Raw genomic sequence first — 13,518 nt, 5'->3', positions numbered from 1 at the left:
TTTTTCCTGCCTTATTCTCCAGAATTATCCGCTGGCTGCTAAGCTTACTGCTTATCGCGCCAGCGCACGGAATGTGCGCGATTTTCTCCGCTGCCGCTTCCGCTATTGTGTACAATAGTGGGGATTTTTCCGAAGGAGTTGTCATGCCCGCCATTGAAGTTATCCTCGTTGACCACCTCGATCGTCCCACCGGCAAGATGGAAAAGCTGGAAGTGCATGAGAAAGGATTGCTGCATCGTGCGGTAACGGTTTACGTGTTCAATTCGCGCCATGAACTGTTGCTGCAGCGCCGGGCGCAAAGCAAGTATCACTGCGGCGGTTTGTGGAGCAATACCTGCTGCAGCCATCCTTACCCGCAGGAGCCGACGCGCGATGCGGCTGAGCGCCGCCTGCGTGAAGAGATGGGACTGGATCTGGCGTTAACGCCGGTGTTTGAACTGAGCTATAACCTGCCGCTCAGCAACGGTCTGATCGAACATGAGTACGGTCACGTGTTTTTCGCCATCAGTGACGAAGCGCCGGTGCTTAATCTCGACGAGGCCGACGACTGGTGCTACTGCTCTGTCGAACAGATTCAGCAGGAGATGCGCGACAATCCGGCAAAATTCACGCCGTGGTTCCTGCACACTTTTCCGCGCATCCCCAACACGCTGGGCGATTTCCGCCTCACCGCCTGAGCCAACGCCTCATCGCTGAGGCGTTATCCGCTTACTGAAAATCTTCCGCATCGACATCATAGCCTGACGGTTCCCAGCGAATCGCCAGCAGCGCCAGTAATCCGGCCAGCGGTGCGAGCAGGATCACCCAGAACACGCCGGTGCCGAACGCCGCCACCAGCAGCGGAAACACAAACAGGGATACCGTCGAACTGGCGCGCATCAGCGTCTGGTTAAAGCCGACGCCCACGCCGCGCAGCGAAGCCGGATAGCTCAGCGAGGCAAACGTCATGGTGTGCGAACCCGGACCAAACCCCTGACCGAACAGGAACAGCGCCAGCATGGCAATCGCCAGGGCCGCTTCCTCGCCGCCGGCCGGGCGACCAATCAACGCCAGGCCCAGCAGCGCCGCACACTGGCAGGCGTAACCGGCCACCGACATCTTCCACGCGCCCAGTCGCGGCACCAGCCGTACCGCCAGCAGCCCCCCGACAAAGGCAAACAGCAGGTTAAGCGCCAGCGAGACCAGAATGGTGGTCAGCATCGACTGCGCGAGGAAGCTGGAGATGATCACCGGCAGGCCAAAGGCCACGGCGTTATAGGCGAACGACGAGGCAATCGAGGTTATCGTTGCCAACAGCGTACGGCGGCGGTAAACGCCCTGCAGCAGCGCGCCGTAGTTGCGCCAGCTGGCTTTACGTACTGGCTGTGCGGCAGTGAGATCGGCATCCTGCGCGACCTCCGCGTTGATGTTATACGACCGCCGCAGGATTGCCGCTGCACCCTGCAGGTTGCCCTGATTTGCCGCCCAGATCGGTGATTCGCTCATGTAACGGCTGCGGATGGCGATGATCAACAGCGCCGGTACCGCGCCAAAGCCGAGGATCAGCCGCCACAGCCAGTCAGTATGGCTCTCTGGCAGCACCGCATACAGCAGCAGCACCAGCAGATAGGAGATGCTGATCGCCGCGTACCAGGTGGGGCACCACATCGCGACGCTGGCGGCCTTATTGCCCTGACCGCGCAGTCGGGAAAACTCCGCCAGAAACGCCATCGCCACCGGCAGATCGATGCCGACGCCGAGCCCCATCACAAAGCGCGCCGCCGCCAGTACATACTCGTTCGGCGCAAAGGCACAGGCCAGTGCCGCCACCACGAAAAAGAACATATCGGCCATAAAGACCCGATAGCGACCAATTTTATCGGTGAGATAGCCACCGATCAGCGCACCAACGATCGCGCCAAAGGTGATAGCCGACGCCACCATGCCGGTGCCGGCGGGCGTCAGATTGAATTCGCGCGTGACATCTTTAATACCGAAGGCCAGCGCACCAAGATCGTAGGCATCGAGAAAAACCCCGCCCAGCGCAATGGCGATGACGATGCGCGCATTGCTGCGCGAGGCATTACTGTTATTGACCAGCCGCGTCACGTCGGCTGCACTGCGAATCCACTGCGTATCGCCCTGCGGCGTATTCCCTGCCAGCGCCACGTGCGCCGAAGAAGTTAAGTCGGACATGATGTTGTGTGATTTATTGTAAAGAGTGGGGGCTATGAGCATAAGCCGCGCCACGGATGTGAAAAATTCTATTTGGTTATAAGTGCAACCAAAGCGTTCTATAAAACCGGCAACGGATAGCAGAAAAAGAACGAATTGCGCCGCTTGACCGCACCCATCCCGTTTCGCCAGGCTACGCTTGATAATCACTGAAAGAAAATAATGCTGAGGAAAGCGCCATGATTAAGCAGGGTTTATTGGGGATGATCGCATTCGCGATGAGTGTCGGGGCCGTGCAGGCAGCGGACCCGGTCAAGGTAGGTTCCAAGATTGATACGGAAGGTTCGCTGCTCGGCAACATCATTCTGCAGGTGCTGAACCAGCATGGGGTAAAAACCGTGAATAAAATCCAGCTCGGTACCACGCAGGTGGTGCGCGGCGCAATCACCGCCGGTGAGCTGGATATCTATCCGGAATATACCGGCAACGGGGCGTTCTTCTTCAATGATGAGAAGGACGCGGCGTGGAAAAACGCGCAGCAGGGCTATGAGAAGGTGAAAAAGCTCGATGCAGAGAAAAATCATCTGGTGTGGCTGACGCCAGCACCGGCTAACAACACCTGGACCATTGCGGTGCGCGGCGATGTCGCGCAGCAGAATAACCTGAAATCCCTTGACGATCTCAGCACTTACCTGAAAAAAGGCGGCACCTTTAAGCTGGCGGCGTCGGCGGAGTTCATCGAGCGCAGCGATGCGCTGCCGGCGTTTGAGAAAGCCTACAACTTCAAGCTGGGCCAGTCACAGCTGCTGTCGCTGGCCGGCGGGGACACCGCTGTTACCATCAAAGCGGCCGCCCAGCAAACGTCCGGCGTCAATGCGGCGATGGCTTACGGTACCGACGGCCCGGTCGCGGCGCTCGGCCTGCAAACCCTGAGTGACCCGAAGGGCGTACAGCCGATTTACGCGCCCGCGCCGGTGATCCGCGCCAGCGTGCTGCAACAGTACCCGCAGATTGCCGACTGGCTGCAGCCGGTGTTCAGCAAGCTGGATGAGAAAACCCTGCAGCAGCTCAACGCGCAAATCGCCGTTGACGGTCAGGACGCCAGCCAGGTGGCGCAGCAGTGGCTGCAGCAGAATAAGTTGCTGTAAGCGGTGCTGTCACGGATAAACCGACCGCGCCAGCAGCCGGTGCTGCTGGTGCTGACGCTGCTGATTACGCTGGCGCTGGGAGCGCTACCGCTGCTGAGCTATGCGGCCAACCGGCTGGTCTCCGGACAGCCGCTGATGCTTTGGCAGGTAACGGCGGGCTGGCTGCTGCTGCTGCCGCTGTTATGGCTATGGCTGGGATTGTGGTGGCCGCCGGGACACGGTGCGGCGCTGGCGCAGCTGCTGGGCGCAGAGCTACTGTTCGCCCTGCTGATTGGCATCGGCGGCCACGCCGCCAGTGAGCTGGCCCGCAGCGGCAGCCCACTGGCGCGCACCGCGCTGGGCAGCGGCCTCTGGTGTGCGGCAGGATTAGCGCTGCTGCTGGCGGCCGAAGCGATTCGCCAGCTTAGCCAGCAGACGCCGCTGCGTATTCTGCTTAATCTGCAACTGTGGCTGCCGCCGCTGATACTGCTGCTGAGTGGTCAGCTGGACGCGCTGTCGCTGCTGAAAGAGTACAGCAATCGCACCGCTGTCTTTAACGCCGCGTTCAGCCAGCATCTGCTGCTGCTGGGCGGCACGCTGCTGCCCACCTTACTGATTGGTCTGCCGTTGGGACTCGCCATCGCGCGTCGCGCCCGCTGGCAACATGTCGCCTTCAGCGTGCTGAATCTGATCCAGACCGTGCCGTCTGTGGCGTTGTTTGGCCTGCTGATTGCACCGCTGGCCGGGCTGGCGGCGCATTTTCCGCAGCTGGCGCGCCTCGGTATCAGCGGGATTGGCGTCGCGCCAGCACTGATTGCGCTGGTGCTGTATGCACTGCTGCCGCTGGTGCGCAGCGTGGTTGCGGGGCTGCAGCAGGTGCCGCAGGAGGTGCGTGAAACCGCGCGCGGCATGGGCATGAGTAGCTGGCAGCAGTTCTGGCACGCTGAGCTGCCGCTGGCGCTGCCGGTGTGGCTCTCCGGACTGCGCGTGGTGGTGGTGCAAACCGTCGGGCTGGCGGTGGTCGCCGCACTGATTGGGGCCGGCGGCTTCGGCGCCATTGTGTTTCAGGGATTGCTGAGCAGCGCGCTGGATCTGGTGCTGCTGGGCGTGATTCCGGTGGTGGCGCTGGCGGTGATATTCGATGCGCTGCTGCGATTGCTGTCGGCGCTGCTGGAGAGAGGACATGATTGAATTTCATCAGGTGAGCAAAGCGTTCGCCGGTAAAGAGGCGATTCGCAACCTGTCGCTAAAGATTGAGAAGGGCAGTTTTACCGTGCTGATCGGCACATCCGGCTCGGGTAAATCCACCACGCTGAAGATGATTAACCGGCTGGTTGAGCATGACAGCGGCGAAATCCGTTTTGCCGGTGAGCCGATCGAGCAGATGGATGCGCGCGCGCTGCGGCGGCGCATTGGCTATGCCATTCAGTCCATCGGCCTGTTTCCACACTGGAATGTGGCCAAAAATATCGCCACCGTGCCGTCGCTGCTCGGCTGGCCGCGGGAAAAAATTGCCGCACGGGTTGAGGAGCTGCTGGCGCTGCTCAATCTCGACAGTCAGCTGGCGTCGCGCTATCCGCACCAGCTCTCCGGCGGTCAGCAGCAGCGTGTTGGCGTGGCGCGCGCGCTGGCGGCCGATCCGGAACTGCTGCTGATGGATGAACCCTTCGGCGCGCTCGATCCGGTCAACCGGCAGGCGCTGCAGCAGGAGATGCTGCGCATTCAGCAGCTGTCGGGGCGCACTGTGGTGCTGGTGACGCACGATATCGACGAAGCGTTAACCCTCGCCGATCAGCTGGTGCTGATGGACGGCGGAGAGATTGTGCAGCAGGGACGGCCGATTGACCTGCTGACGCAGCCTGCCAGTGATTTCGCGCGCCAGTTCTTTGGCCGCAGCGAGCTGGGCGTGCGTCTGCTGGCGCTGGGGCGGGCCGGCAGTGCGGCACGACGCGGTGAGTGGCTGGAGGCGGAACCGATCGCCGCCGGGCTGACGCTGCGCGAGGCGCTGTCGCAGTTTATTGCGCGCCGCACCGACAAATTACCGGTTGTCGATCAGCATCAGCAGCCGCTGGGCGTGCTGCACTTTAGCGATTTGCTGCGACAGCAGGAGGCGGGCTGATGCGAGTGCTGCGCGATCCGCTCTACTGGCTGCTGGGGATATTTCTGCTGTTGCTGTGGGGGTTACCGCACAGTGCGCCGCTGTTTGCGCACTGGTTTCCACAGCTGGAGCGTCCGCTGTACCAGCAGGAGAGTTTCTGGCAGCTGGCGCTGGCCCATCTGCTGCTGGTGATCAGCGGCAGCGCGCTGGCGATTGTGGTGGGCGTTGGCTGTGCGGTCTTCGCTACCCGTCACGGCGGCAGGGCGTTCCGCCCGCTGCTGGAGACGCTGGCGGCTGCCGGTCAGACCTTTCCGCCGGTGGCGGTGCTGGCGATTGCCGTGCCGGTCATGGGCTTTGGCGCTGCGCCGGCGGTGATGGCGCTGTTTCTGTATGGGCTGTTGCCGATTCTGCAGGGCACGCTGGCGGGACTGGACAGCGTTCCGGCCAGCAGCCGTGAGATCGCCGTCGGTCTGGGAATGGGACCGTGGCGGCGTCTGTGGCAGATAGAGCTGGCGCTGGCGGCACCGGTGATTATGGCAGGCGTGCGCACCTCTGTGATGATCAACATCGGCACCGCGACCATCGCCTCAACCGTCGGAGCGGAGAGTCTGGGTTCGCCGGTGATTATCGGTCTGAGCGGCTTCAATACCGCTTATGTGATTCAGGGCGCGCTGCTGGTGGCGCTACTGGCGCTGATCTGCGACCGGCTGCTGGAGCGGTTGCAGCACGCACTCAGTGGGTATGCAGAATAAGGCTGTAGCCAACCAGCATCATGCCGCCCATGCCGCCAATCGCCATGATGGCAAACAGGGTGCCAATGAGAATTTTATTCCAGTTCATAGGTAAACCTGAGAAAAGTCATGAAGTGCGGCATGATAACGCGCACATGCGGTAAGGCAAAGGCCGCATGTGCGATTTTTCAGGTGGGTTCGTGGACGTGAATCGAGAAGCCCTGAGCCTGCCAGTGTTCAAACTGCTCCAGCTGGCGGCGCGTCGGCTTTTTACCGGTCCAGATAAACAGATGCTGGCCGGGAAACAGCTCCGGACGCGGCATATCCAGCGGTTCCGCCAGCACATCAATGCGCCAGCCCTGCTGCGCTAAGCGCCAGGCTTCCAGCCAGATGCGGGTGCGATCTTCTACGCCCCAGCCAATCATTAAGGCATCTTTGCCGGCTTTTTTACGCGCGCCTGCCAGACAGAACGCGACATAATCAATCAGTGCGCCGTCCAGCAGACTGCACATGGTGCGGGCGGTATTTTGATCCAGCCCGAGACGCTGGCGTACCGGTACAAAAACGTGGTCAATCAGCGCATCGACCGGGTGTTCACGGCCAATGGTGGCGATTTTGGTGCGCAGCTTGGAGGCGCGCACGTGGCGCAGCACGCTCATCAGCTCTTCCTGCAGCGCCGTCCAGCCGTCATGCACGTTGAAGGTCTCTCCTTCAAGCAGGGCTTTGACTTTGCCAACAGGCACACCGCTCTCTATCCAGCGTTTGATCTCTTCGATCCGCTGAACATCTTCATCATCAAATTGTCGATGACCACCCTCAGTGCGCTGCGGCTTTAACAATCCATAACGACGCTGCCAGGCGCGCAGGGTTACCGGGTTAATTCCACAGCGCTCGGCAACATCACCGATACTGTATAAGGCCATGGCATCCTCTAAAATTCTGACCTGCATAACAACACCTTAACCGCCAGAGTGAGCTTGTACAATGATTATTTTATTGTACAACTTGACCCACTGCACGATTTCGGGCTTTATCTCTTATGTGAGATTTATTTCCCGAAAATGAGAGGTTAAAGATGTCTGCTCTAAATACGGAAGATCGGCTTGCGGCACGTCTGGCGGAATTACGCCTGCAGCGCGGCTGGTCGCTGGATGAACTGGCTCTGGCAACCGGCATTAGCCGGGCATCATTGTCGCGCATTGAGCGCGCCGAGACCAGCCCTACCGCCGCTTTGCTTAATCGCTTGTGCGTGGCCTACGGTTTAACCATGTCGCGACTGCTCAGCGAAGTAGAAGAAGAAGCGGCGCTGCTGCTGAAAGCGGAGCAGCAGCCGGTCTGGCAGGATACGCTCAGCGGCTTCCAGCGGCGCAACGTCTCGCCGCCGGCCAGTCAGTTTAAAGCGGAGCTGGTGGAGGGCGTGCTGCGTCCTGGCGCGCGCATTGATTATGATGCGCCGCCGGTACAGGGGCTGGAACAGCATATCTGGCTGCAGTCGGGCGAGCTGACCCTCACCATGGAGACGCAGAGCTGGACGCTTCAGGCCGGCGATTGCCTGCGCTTCCACCTCAGCGGACGTTCCTCTTTTCAGGCGCATGCCGAAGGCGGCGCGCGCTACATTCTGGTGGTGTGCAAACCATGATTGAAATCGACTCTCTCAGCGCCACCCAGGCGCAGCCGCTGCTGGCGTCACTGTGTGAGGTGCTGCACGGCTGCGTGGCAGACGGGGCCAGCGTCGGCTTCATTGACGCGGACGATCGCGCAGTGATGGCGCGTTTCTGGCAGGACAAAATTTACAGCCTGGCGAGCGGCGATAACCAGCTGCTGGTGGCCTGGCAAGCGGGCGAGATAGTGGCCACGGTGATGCTGGGCTTCAGCAGTATGCCCAACGGCCGCCATCGCGCGGAGATCAGCAAGCTGCTGGTGCATCCGCGTGCGCGACGTCAGGGCATTGCGCGCCGTCTGATGTTACGTGCCGAACAGCTGGCGCAGCAGCAGGGGAAAACGCTGCTGGTGCTGGATACGCGCAGCGGCGATGTTGCCAGCGCGCTCTATCTGTCGCTCGGCTGGCAGGTGGCGGGTTCCATTCCGTACTATGCCGAATCCACAGCCGGCGAGCTGGATGCTACCACGGTGATGTATAAGCGGCTGACGTAAGCGTTCTGGTTGCTGTTACCGGACGCCGCCTCTCCCTTATCCGCAGGCTGCGTCTCCCTTGCCCGCAGGCTGCCTCTCCCTTGTCCGCAGGCTGCGTCTCCCTCTCCCGGTGGGAGAGGGCCGGGGTGAGGGCATCAGCGTACACTTTCCCATCCCGTGCCAGCAGAAACCCGGTCACACGCACCAAATCAGTGCGCCGCCGCCGCATCGCTCAACCCCAGCGCCTGCATAAACAGCCGGATGATCGGATTTATTTTCCGGCCTTTCTTCATCACCAGACAAAATGCGGTTTCGCGCCGCAGCGTGTCATCGCCCAGCTCACACAATTGTCCGCGGGCAATAAACGGAGCGGCATAATGTTCCGGTAAATACCCAATAAAGTGACCGGTTAAAATCAACATGGCCACCGATTCCACCTGCACCGCCTGCACACCGCTCTCCTGCACCGGAATCAGGCGGCGTTCATCGCGTGGGGTAACATATAAATGATTAATAATTTTCTGCTGACGTAATACATCCACCGAAATATTTTTATCGCAAGATCCGCAATAGAGAGGATGTGACGCAGCGCAATATAATTTTGCGTATTCTTTATAAAGTTCGAAGTAATCAAACTCATTTTTCATTTCATACACGGGCGCAATGCCGCAATGAAAACGCCCTTCGCTTATGCCGCGTTCAATATCATCCAGCTGTGCGGTTTGCAGACGAATCTGCACCTTTGGCGCTTTCTGGTGCAACTGTTGCACCGCACTGGTGACCGGCGAGTGCGGATCGCTAATGGTGTTATCCACCACGCAAATCGCGATGTCGCCCAGCAGCTCGTTGCGACTGTTGTGCAGCCGCTCGCGAAACAGGTTGAGCGATACGAACAGCTCCAGCGTGGCCTGATAAACATTGATGCCGTACTGCGTCAGCTCAAAACCTTCACGGCCACGGCTGCACAGCGTCATGCCCAGCCGAATCTCCAGGTCAGAAACCTGTTTACTGATCGCCGCCAGGCCAATATTTAATTCGTGACTGGCGGCGGTTAATCCGCCGGCTTCCACCACGCATTTAAATACCCGCAGCAATTTTAAGTCGATATTACTCAGCGCCAGAACCGCATTATCGCCGCGATTATTCGCATTGTTTCCAGACTGGGAAACTTTACTTTCCATTTTTGCTATTCAACTCCGGAATAATTGCGGTGAAAGTACAGTGAATCTGAAATACCACCTATTTGCCAGCGTGGCAATAAAATAAGTTTTTATTATCGCTGCCGGCTGAATCCAAACTTTTTCATATTGCTGCGGCTGATTTGTGAGGGAAATAGCATGTCTGAGAATGCCGAACTGTTATGGGGCGCACGTTTTAAAGCGGCTCCGGCAGCCAGTTTAACCGCGCTGTCGCGTAGCCCGGATTATTACTTTGCGCTGGCGCCGTATGACCTCGCCGGTTGCCGCGCCCATGCGCGCGAGCTGACGCGTGCCGGGCTATTGAGCGCTGACGAGCTGGATACCATGCTGGCGGCGATTGACGCGCTGGACGCCGATTATCGCGCTGGCCAGCTGCAGCCGATTGCCGCCGATGAAGACGTGCATACCTTCATCGAACGCGCGCTGACAGAACGCCTCGGCGCGCTGGGCGGCAAGCTGCGTGCCGGTCGTTCACGCAACGATCAGACCGTCAACGATCTGCGTCTCTACCTGCGGGATAACGGCCGTAAGCTGGTGAGCGCGCTGTTGCAGCTGCAGCAGGCGCTGGTGACGCAGGCCGCGCAACACACCGACAGCGTCGCGCCCGGCTTCACCCATCTGCAACAGGCGCAGCCGATTGTGTTTGGCCATCAGCTGCTGGCGCATGCCCAATCCTTCGCGCGTGACATTGAGCGTATGCAGGACTGGGATCGCCGCAGCGCGCGCTGTCCGCTGGGCGCAGCGGCGATGGCCGGTTCGGCGATTGCGCGTCAGCCAGAGCTGGCCGCTGCCGATCTCGCTTATCTGGCACCGTGCGAAAACTCGATCGATGCGGTCGCCAGCCGCGACTACGCCGCGGAATTCCTGTTCGTCACCAGCATGATCGGCATCAACCTGTCCCGGCTGTGCGAAGAGGTGTGCCTGTGGGCGTCACGGCAGTTCCGCTGGGTGGAGCTGCACGACAGTTACGCCACCGGCAGCTCGATCATGCCGCAGAAGAAAAATCCGGACATTGCCGAGCTGACGCGCGGCCGCAGCGGCCGGCTGGTCGGTAACCTGATGGCGTTGCTGACCACCATGAAAGCCATGCCGCTCTCTTACAACCGCGATCTCAGCGACGACAAACGTAACGTGATTGATGCGGTCGACACGCTGCTGATGGTGCTGCCTGCCATGGCCGGCATGATGGCGACGCTGAAATTCAATACTGAGGTGATGCGCGAGCAAGCGCCGGATGGCTTTACGCTGGCGACCGAAGTGGCCGACTGGCTGGCAATGCGCGGCGTGCCGTTCCGCGAGGCGCACGAGATTACCGGCCAGCTGGTGCAGCTGTGCGAACGCGAAAACTGCGGCCTGGACGATCTCAGCGATGCGCAGCTGCACGGCGTCGATGCACGGCTCACGCCCGAGGTGCGTCAGGCGTTAACGCTGGAAGCGGCGCTGGCAGCCCGCAGCGGCTACGGCGGCACCGCACCGGCACGGGTGCGCGAGCAGCTGGCCCGTCTGCAAACCCTGATGCAGGACCAGCAGCGCTGGGCCGATGATTACGCCGGACCGCGCGCCTGAGGAGAGCCTATGTCACACACCACACCGGTTGAACCGTCGGTCAACAATGGCCGCGTCCAGCCCCATTACGATCTCGATCGCTATCAGGTGGTGCCGCGCCGCTATTATGGCCGCATCACCGCATCGGCAGTGATCCTCGTGCTGCTGGCGCTGCTGGTTAACGCCTTTGCGCACGGCAATATTGAGTGGTCATTCGTCGGCCAGTTCTTTACCGCGCAGGCAATCCTTAACGGCGTGGTTAACACGCTGATTATGTCGGTGCTGGCGATGGCGCTGGGCATCCTGTTTGGCGTCATCACCGCCATCATGTACATGTCGCCCAATCCGGTGCTGCACTATATCGCGGTGGGTTATGCGTGGATCTTTCGCGGCACGCCGCTGATTCTGCAACTGCTGCTGTGGTTCAACCTGGCGCTGGTGTTTCCCACCATCAGCATTCCCGGTCTGTTCAGCGTGCAAACTGTCACGGTGATGACGCCGTTTCTCGCCGCGCTGCTTGGCCTGAGCATCAATCAGGGCGCGTACACCTCAGAAGTGGTGCGCGCCGGGCTGTTATCGGTGGATACCGGACAGTATGAAGCCGCCAAAGCCATCGGCATGCCGCGTTTGCAGGCGCTGCAGCGCATCATTCTGCCGCAGGCGATGCGGGTGATTCTGCCGCCGGTCGGCAATGAGTTCATCAGCATGATCAAAACCACCAGTCTGGCCAGCATGATTCAGTACTCCGAGCTGCTGTACAACGCGCAAACCATCTACTTCGCCAACGCGCGCGTAATGGAGCTGCTGTTTGTGGCGGGTATCTGGTATCTGATTATCGTGACGCTGCTGTCGTTCGGGCAGAGCCAGCTGGAACGCTACTTCTCACGCGGCCATCGTCGTCGCCAGTAACCGGGAGTGAGAGATGAGAAACATCGTGCGCGCCGTCAAGGTGAACAAATATTTCGATCAGTTCCACGCGCTGAAGGACGTCAGCCTGGAAGTGAACTACGGCGAGGTGATGTGCATTCTCGGCCCGTCGGGTTCCGGTAAGAGCACCTTTCTGCGCTGTATCAACCAGCTGGAGAAAGTGGATCAGGGCGGCATCTGGGTCGACAACGAACTGGCGGGCTATCGCATTGCCGGCAACAAACTGCACCCGCTGAGTGACAAACAGATTGCGCGTCAGCGGCTGCAGACCGGCATGGTATTCCAGCGCTTCAACCTGTTTCCGCACAAGACCGCGCTGGAGAACATCATCGAGGGGCCGTGTCGCGTGCTGCTGCGCCCGAAACGCGAAGCCAGCGAAGAGGCGATGGCGCTGCTGGATCGCGTCGGACTGGCGCACAAAGCGCACGACTATCCGCAGTCACTCTCCGGCGGTCAGCAGCAGCGCGTGGCGATTGCCCGCGCGCTGGCGATGAAACCCAAACTGATGCTGTTTGATGAACCGACCTCGGCGCTCGATCCGGAGATGGTCGGTGAAGTGCTGGCGGTGATGCGCCAGCTGGCAAAAGAAGGCACCACCATGCTGGTGGTGACCCACGAAATGGGCTTTGCGCGTGAGGTCGCCAACCAGGTGGTATTTATGGATGAGGGACGCATTATTGAGCAGGGCGCACCGGAAGAGATTCTGCTGAACCCGCAAAACCCACGGATGAAAAACTTTATCAACGCGATTCTTCTTTAACGTGACCGGGGTGAATAGATGAAAAAATTGTTATTGAGTGCCATCAGTGCCGCGCTGCTGCTGCAATCCTCTGCCTGGGCGGAGATTGCCGTACCGGCCAGTATCAAAGAGAAAGGGCTGACCGTCGCCATCATGCCGAACTACCCGCCGATGGATTTTAAAGATCCGGCCACCAATCAGCTGAGCGGCGTCGATTATGAGCTGGGTCAGGCAATTGGCGAGAAGCTCGGCGTGAAGGTTAACTGGCAGGAGATCGCGTTTGAACAGATGGTCAACGCGGTGGTGACCAAACGCGTCGATCTGGTGATGTCCGGCATGACCGACACCAAAGAGCGGCAGAAAGTGGTTAACTTTATCGACTACTTCAAAACCGGTCCGCAGTTCTACACCCTGGCGGCGCGCAGCGACATCAACAGCGCCACCGATCTGTGCGGCAAAAAAGTAGGCACCAGCCGCCGCACCACCTTCCCGCAGGAGATTGCTACCTGGTCAAAAGCGCACTGCGAAGCGGCCGGTAAGCCCGCGATTATCGTGGTGGGCGCGGAAGGCACCGCCGATGCGCGCACGCAGCTGCGTCAGCGTCGTCTGGATGGCGCGGTACAGGGCAGCGAAACCCTGCCGTACATCATGAACCTGGAAAAAGGCACCTTTAAGCCGCTGGATAAAGCCTTCTCCTTCCAGTACACCGGCATGGCGCTGGGTAAAGATGCCGGTGAGCTGACCACGGCGATTCAGGCAGCCATTAATGCCATGATTGCCGATGGCAGCTACCAGAAAATCCTCAGCAAATGGGGCCTGAGCGACAACGGCATTGCCGAAGCCACGGTGAATCAGGGCTAAGGAG

At 60.0% G+C, this 13,518-nt stretch carries 15 protein-coding genes; 11 read left to right on the top strand and 4 right to left on the bottom strand.

Annotated elements, in window-relative coordinates:
- Positions 1-143 precede the first annotated feature (143 nt).
- On the top strand, positions 144-677 hold the full coding sequence (gene idi, locus AC6I8F_RS13050) for an isopentenyl-diphosphate Delta-isomerase (RefSeq protein ID WP_282954256.1): 534 nt from the start codon (positions 144-146) through the stop codon (positions 675-677).
- 31 nt (positions 678-708) lie between these two features.
- On the opposite strand, the gene AC6I8F_RS13045 is transcribed toward idi, so the two are convergent.
- Positions 709-2,175 (bottom strand): MFS transporter, encoded by a 1,467-nt coding sequence (locus tag AC6I8F_RS13045; protein WP_498007624.1) that lies wholly within the window; start codon positions 2,173-2,175, stop codon positions 709-711.
- A gap of 218 nt (positions 2,176-2,393) precedes the next feature.
- On the opposite strand from AC6I8F_RS13045, the gene osmF reads away from it, so the two are divergent.
- From osmF to AC6I8F_RS13025, 4 genes are read left to right on the top strand one after another with little or no spacing between them, the layout of a single operon-like run.
- Positions 2,394-3,302, top strand: a complete 909-nt coding sequence (gene osmF / locus AC6I8F_RS13040; RefSeq protein ID WP_058757827.1) for a glycine betaine ABC transporter substrate-binding protein OsmF — start codon at positions 2,394-2,396, stop codon at positions 3,300-3,302.
- 3 nt (positions 3,303-3,305) lie between these two features.
- Positions 3,306-4,472, top strand: a complete 1,167-nt coding sequence (locus tag AC6I8F_RS13035) for an ABC transporter permease (RefSeq protein ID WP_166709816.1) — start codon at positions 3,306-3,308, stop codon at positions 4,470-4,472.
- Entirely contained in the window at positions 4,465-5,400 is a 936-nt protein-coding gene (locus AC6I8F_RS13030) for an ABC transporter ATP-binding protein (RefSeq protein ID WP_021508457.1), read from the top strand. Before AC6I8F_RS13035 ends, AC6I8F_RS13030 begins: the two co-directional genes overlap by 8 nt.
- Positions 5,400-6,131, top strand: a complete 732-nt coding sequence (locus tag AC6I8F_RS13025; RefSeq protein WP_021508456.1) for an ABC transporter permease — start codon at positions 5,400-5,402, stop codon at positions 6,129-6,131. Before AC6I8F_RS13030 ends, AC6I8F_RS13025 begins: the two co-directional genes overlap by 1 nt.
- Here AC6I8F_RS13025 and AC6I8F_RS13020 read toward each other — a convergent pair.
- Complete coding sequence (locus AC6I8F_RS13020) at positions 6,112-6,219, bottom strand: YohO family small membrane protein (RefSeq protein WP_021508455.1); 108 nt, start codon at positions 6,217-6,219, stop codon at positions 6,112-6,114. The two genes, AC6I8F_RS13025 and AC6I8F_RS13020, sit on opposite strands and share 20 nt — an antisense overlap.
- Positions 6,220-6,298: 79 nt before the next feature.
- Complete coding sequence (locus AC6I8F_RS13015) at positions 6,299-7,033, bottom strand: MerR family transcriptional regulator (protein ID WP_031279872.1); 735 nt, start codon at positions 7,031-7,033, stop codon at positions 6,299-6,301.
- A 152-nt stretch (positions 7,034-7,185) separates the two neighbouring features.
- On the opposite strand from AC6I8F_RS13015, the gene AC6I8F_RS13010 reads away from it, so the two are divergent.
- Positions 7,186-7,749: a helix-turn-helix domain-containing protein gene (locus AC6I8F_RS13010; protein WP_058757823.1), complete on the top strand. Its 564-nt coding sequence runs from the start codon at positions 7,186-7,188 to the stop codon at positions 7,747-7,749.
- Entirely contained in the window at positions 7,746-8,264 is a 519-nt protein-coding gene (locus AC6I8F_RS13005; RefSeq protein WP_021508452.1) for a GNAT family N-acetyltransferase, read from the top strand. Before AC6I8F_RS13010 ends, AC6I8F_RS13005 begins: the two co-directional genes overlap by 4 nt.
- A gap of 188 nt (positions 8,265-8,452) precedes the next feature.
- Here the strand turns inward: AC6I8F_RS13005 and AC6I8F_RS13000 are convergent, their stop codons facing one another.
- Positions 8,453-9,424, bottom strand: coding sequence for a LysR family transcriptional regulator (locus AC6I8F_RS13000; RefSeq protein WP_021508451.1), 972 nt, complete (start codon positions 9,422-9,424; stop codon positions 8,453-8,455).
- A gap of 156 nt (positions 9,425-9,580) precedes the next feature.
- On the opposite strand from AC6I8F_RS13000, the gene argH reads away from it, so the two are divergent.
- Genes argH through AC6I8F_RS12980 form a run of 4 tightly spaced genes read left to right on the top strand, consistent with a single transcriptional unit; the run spans position 9,581 to position 13,514 of the window.
- The gene (gene argH / locus AC6I8F_RS12995; RefSeq protein ID WP_498028098.1) at positions 9,581-11,008 is read left to right on the top strand and encodes an argininosuccinate lyase; all 1,428 of its coding nucleotides are present in this window, start codon (positions 9,581-9,583) and stop codon (positions 11,006-11,008) included.
- A gap of 9 nt (positions 11,009-11,017) precedes the next feature.
- Positions 11,018-11,896 (top strand): amino acid ABC transporter permease, encoded by an 879-nt coding sequence (locus AC6I8F_RS12990; protein ID WP_021508449.1) that lies wholly within the window; start codon positions 11,018-11,020, stop codon positions 11,894-11,896.
- Between the two features lie 13 nt (positions 11,897-11,909).
- Positions 11,910-12,674: an amino acid ABC transporter ATP-binding protein gene (locus AC6I8F_RS12985; RefSeq protein WP_021508448.1), complete on the top strand. Its 765-nt coding sequence runs from the start codon at positions 11,910-11,912 to the stop codon at positions 12,672-12,674.
- A gap of 18 nt (positions 12,675-12,692) precedes the next feature.
- Positions 12,693-13,514, top strand: a complete 822-nt coding sequence (locus tag AC6I8F_RS12980) for an ABC transporter substrate-binding protein (RefSeq protein ID WP_021508447.1) — start codon at positions 12,693-12,695, stop codon at positions 13,512-13,514.
- Positions 13,515-13,518 lie beyond the last annotated feature (4 nt).

Source organism: gamma proteobacterium symbiont of Axiagastus rosmarus, assembly GCF_059730925.1.
The sequence above is the reverse complement of the archived record's forward strand: the minus strand, read 5'-3'. Positions and strand labels throughout refer to the sequence as shown.

Bases quoted from the DNA above. Each gene is read 5' to 3' on its own strand.
- idi (WP_282954256.1), top strand. From the start codon at position 144: ATGCCCGCCATTGAAGTTATCCTCGTTGACCACCTCGATCGTCCCACC.
- AC6I8F_RS13045 (WP_498007624.1), bottom strand. From the start codon at position 2,175: ATGTCCGACTTAACTTCTTCGGCGCACGTGGCGCTGGCAGGGAATACG.
- osmF (WP_058757827.1), top strand. From the start codon at position 2,394: ATGATTAAGCAGGGTTTATTGGGGATGATCGCATTCGCGATGAGTGTC.
- AC6I8F_RS13030 (WP_021508457.1), top strand. From the start codon at position 4,465: ATGATTGAATTTCATCAGGTGAGCAAAGCGTTCGCCGGTAAAGAGGCG.
- AC6I8F_RS13025 (WP_021508456.1), top strand. From the start codon at position 5,400: ATGCGAGTGCTGCGCGATCCGCTCTACTGGCTGCTGGGGATATTTCTG.
- AC6I8F_RS13020 (WP_021508455.1), bottom strand. From the start codon at position 6,219: ATGAACTGGAATAAAATTCTCATTGGCACCCTGTTTGCCATCATGGCG.
- AC6I8F_RS13015 (WP_031279872.1), bottom strand. From the start codon at position 7,033: ATGGCCTTATACAGTATCGGTGATGTTGCCGAGCGCTGTGGAATTAAC.
- AC6I8F_RS13010 (WP_058757823.1), top strand. From the start codon at position 7,186: ATGTCTGCTCTAAATACGGAAGATCGGCTTGCGGCACGTCTGGCGGAA.
- AC6I8F_RS13005 (WP_021508452.1), top strand. From the start codon at position 7,746: ATGATTGAAATCGACTCTCTCAGCGCCACCCAGGCGCAGCCGCTGCTG.
- AC6I8F_RS13000 (WP_021508451.1), bottom strand. From the start codon at position 9,424: ATGGAAAGTAAAGTTTCCCAGTCTGGAAACAATGCGAATAATCGCGGC.
- argH (WP_498028098.1), top strand. From the start codon at position 9,581: ATGTCTGAGAATGCCGAACTGTTATGGGGCGCACGTTTTAAAGCGGCT.
- AC6I8F_RS12990 (WP_021508449.1), top strand. From the start codon at position 11,018: ATGTCACACACCACACCGGTTGAACCGTCGGTCAACAATGGCCGCGTC.
- AC6I8F_RS12985 (WP_021508448.1), top strand. From the start codon at position 11,910: ATGAGAAACATCGTGCGCGCCGTCAAGGTGAACAAATATTTCGATCAG.
- AC6I8F_RS12980 (WP_021508447.1), top strand. From the start codon at position 12,693: ATGAAAAAATTGTTATTGAGTGCCATCAGTGCCGCGCTGCTGCTGCAA.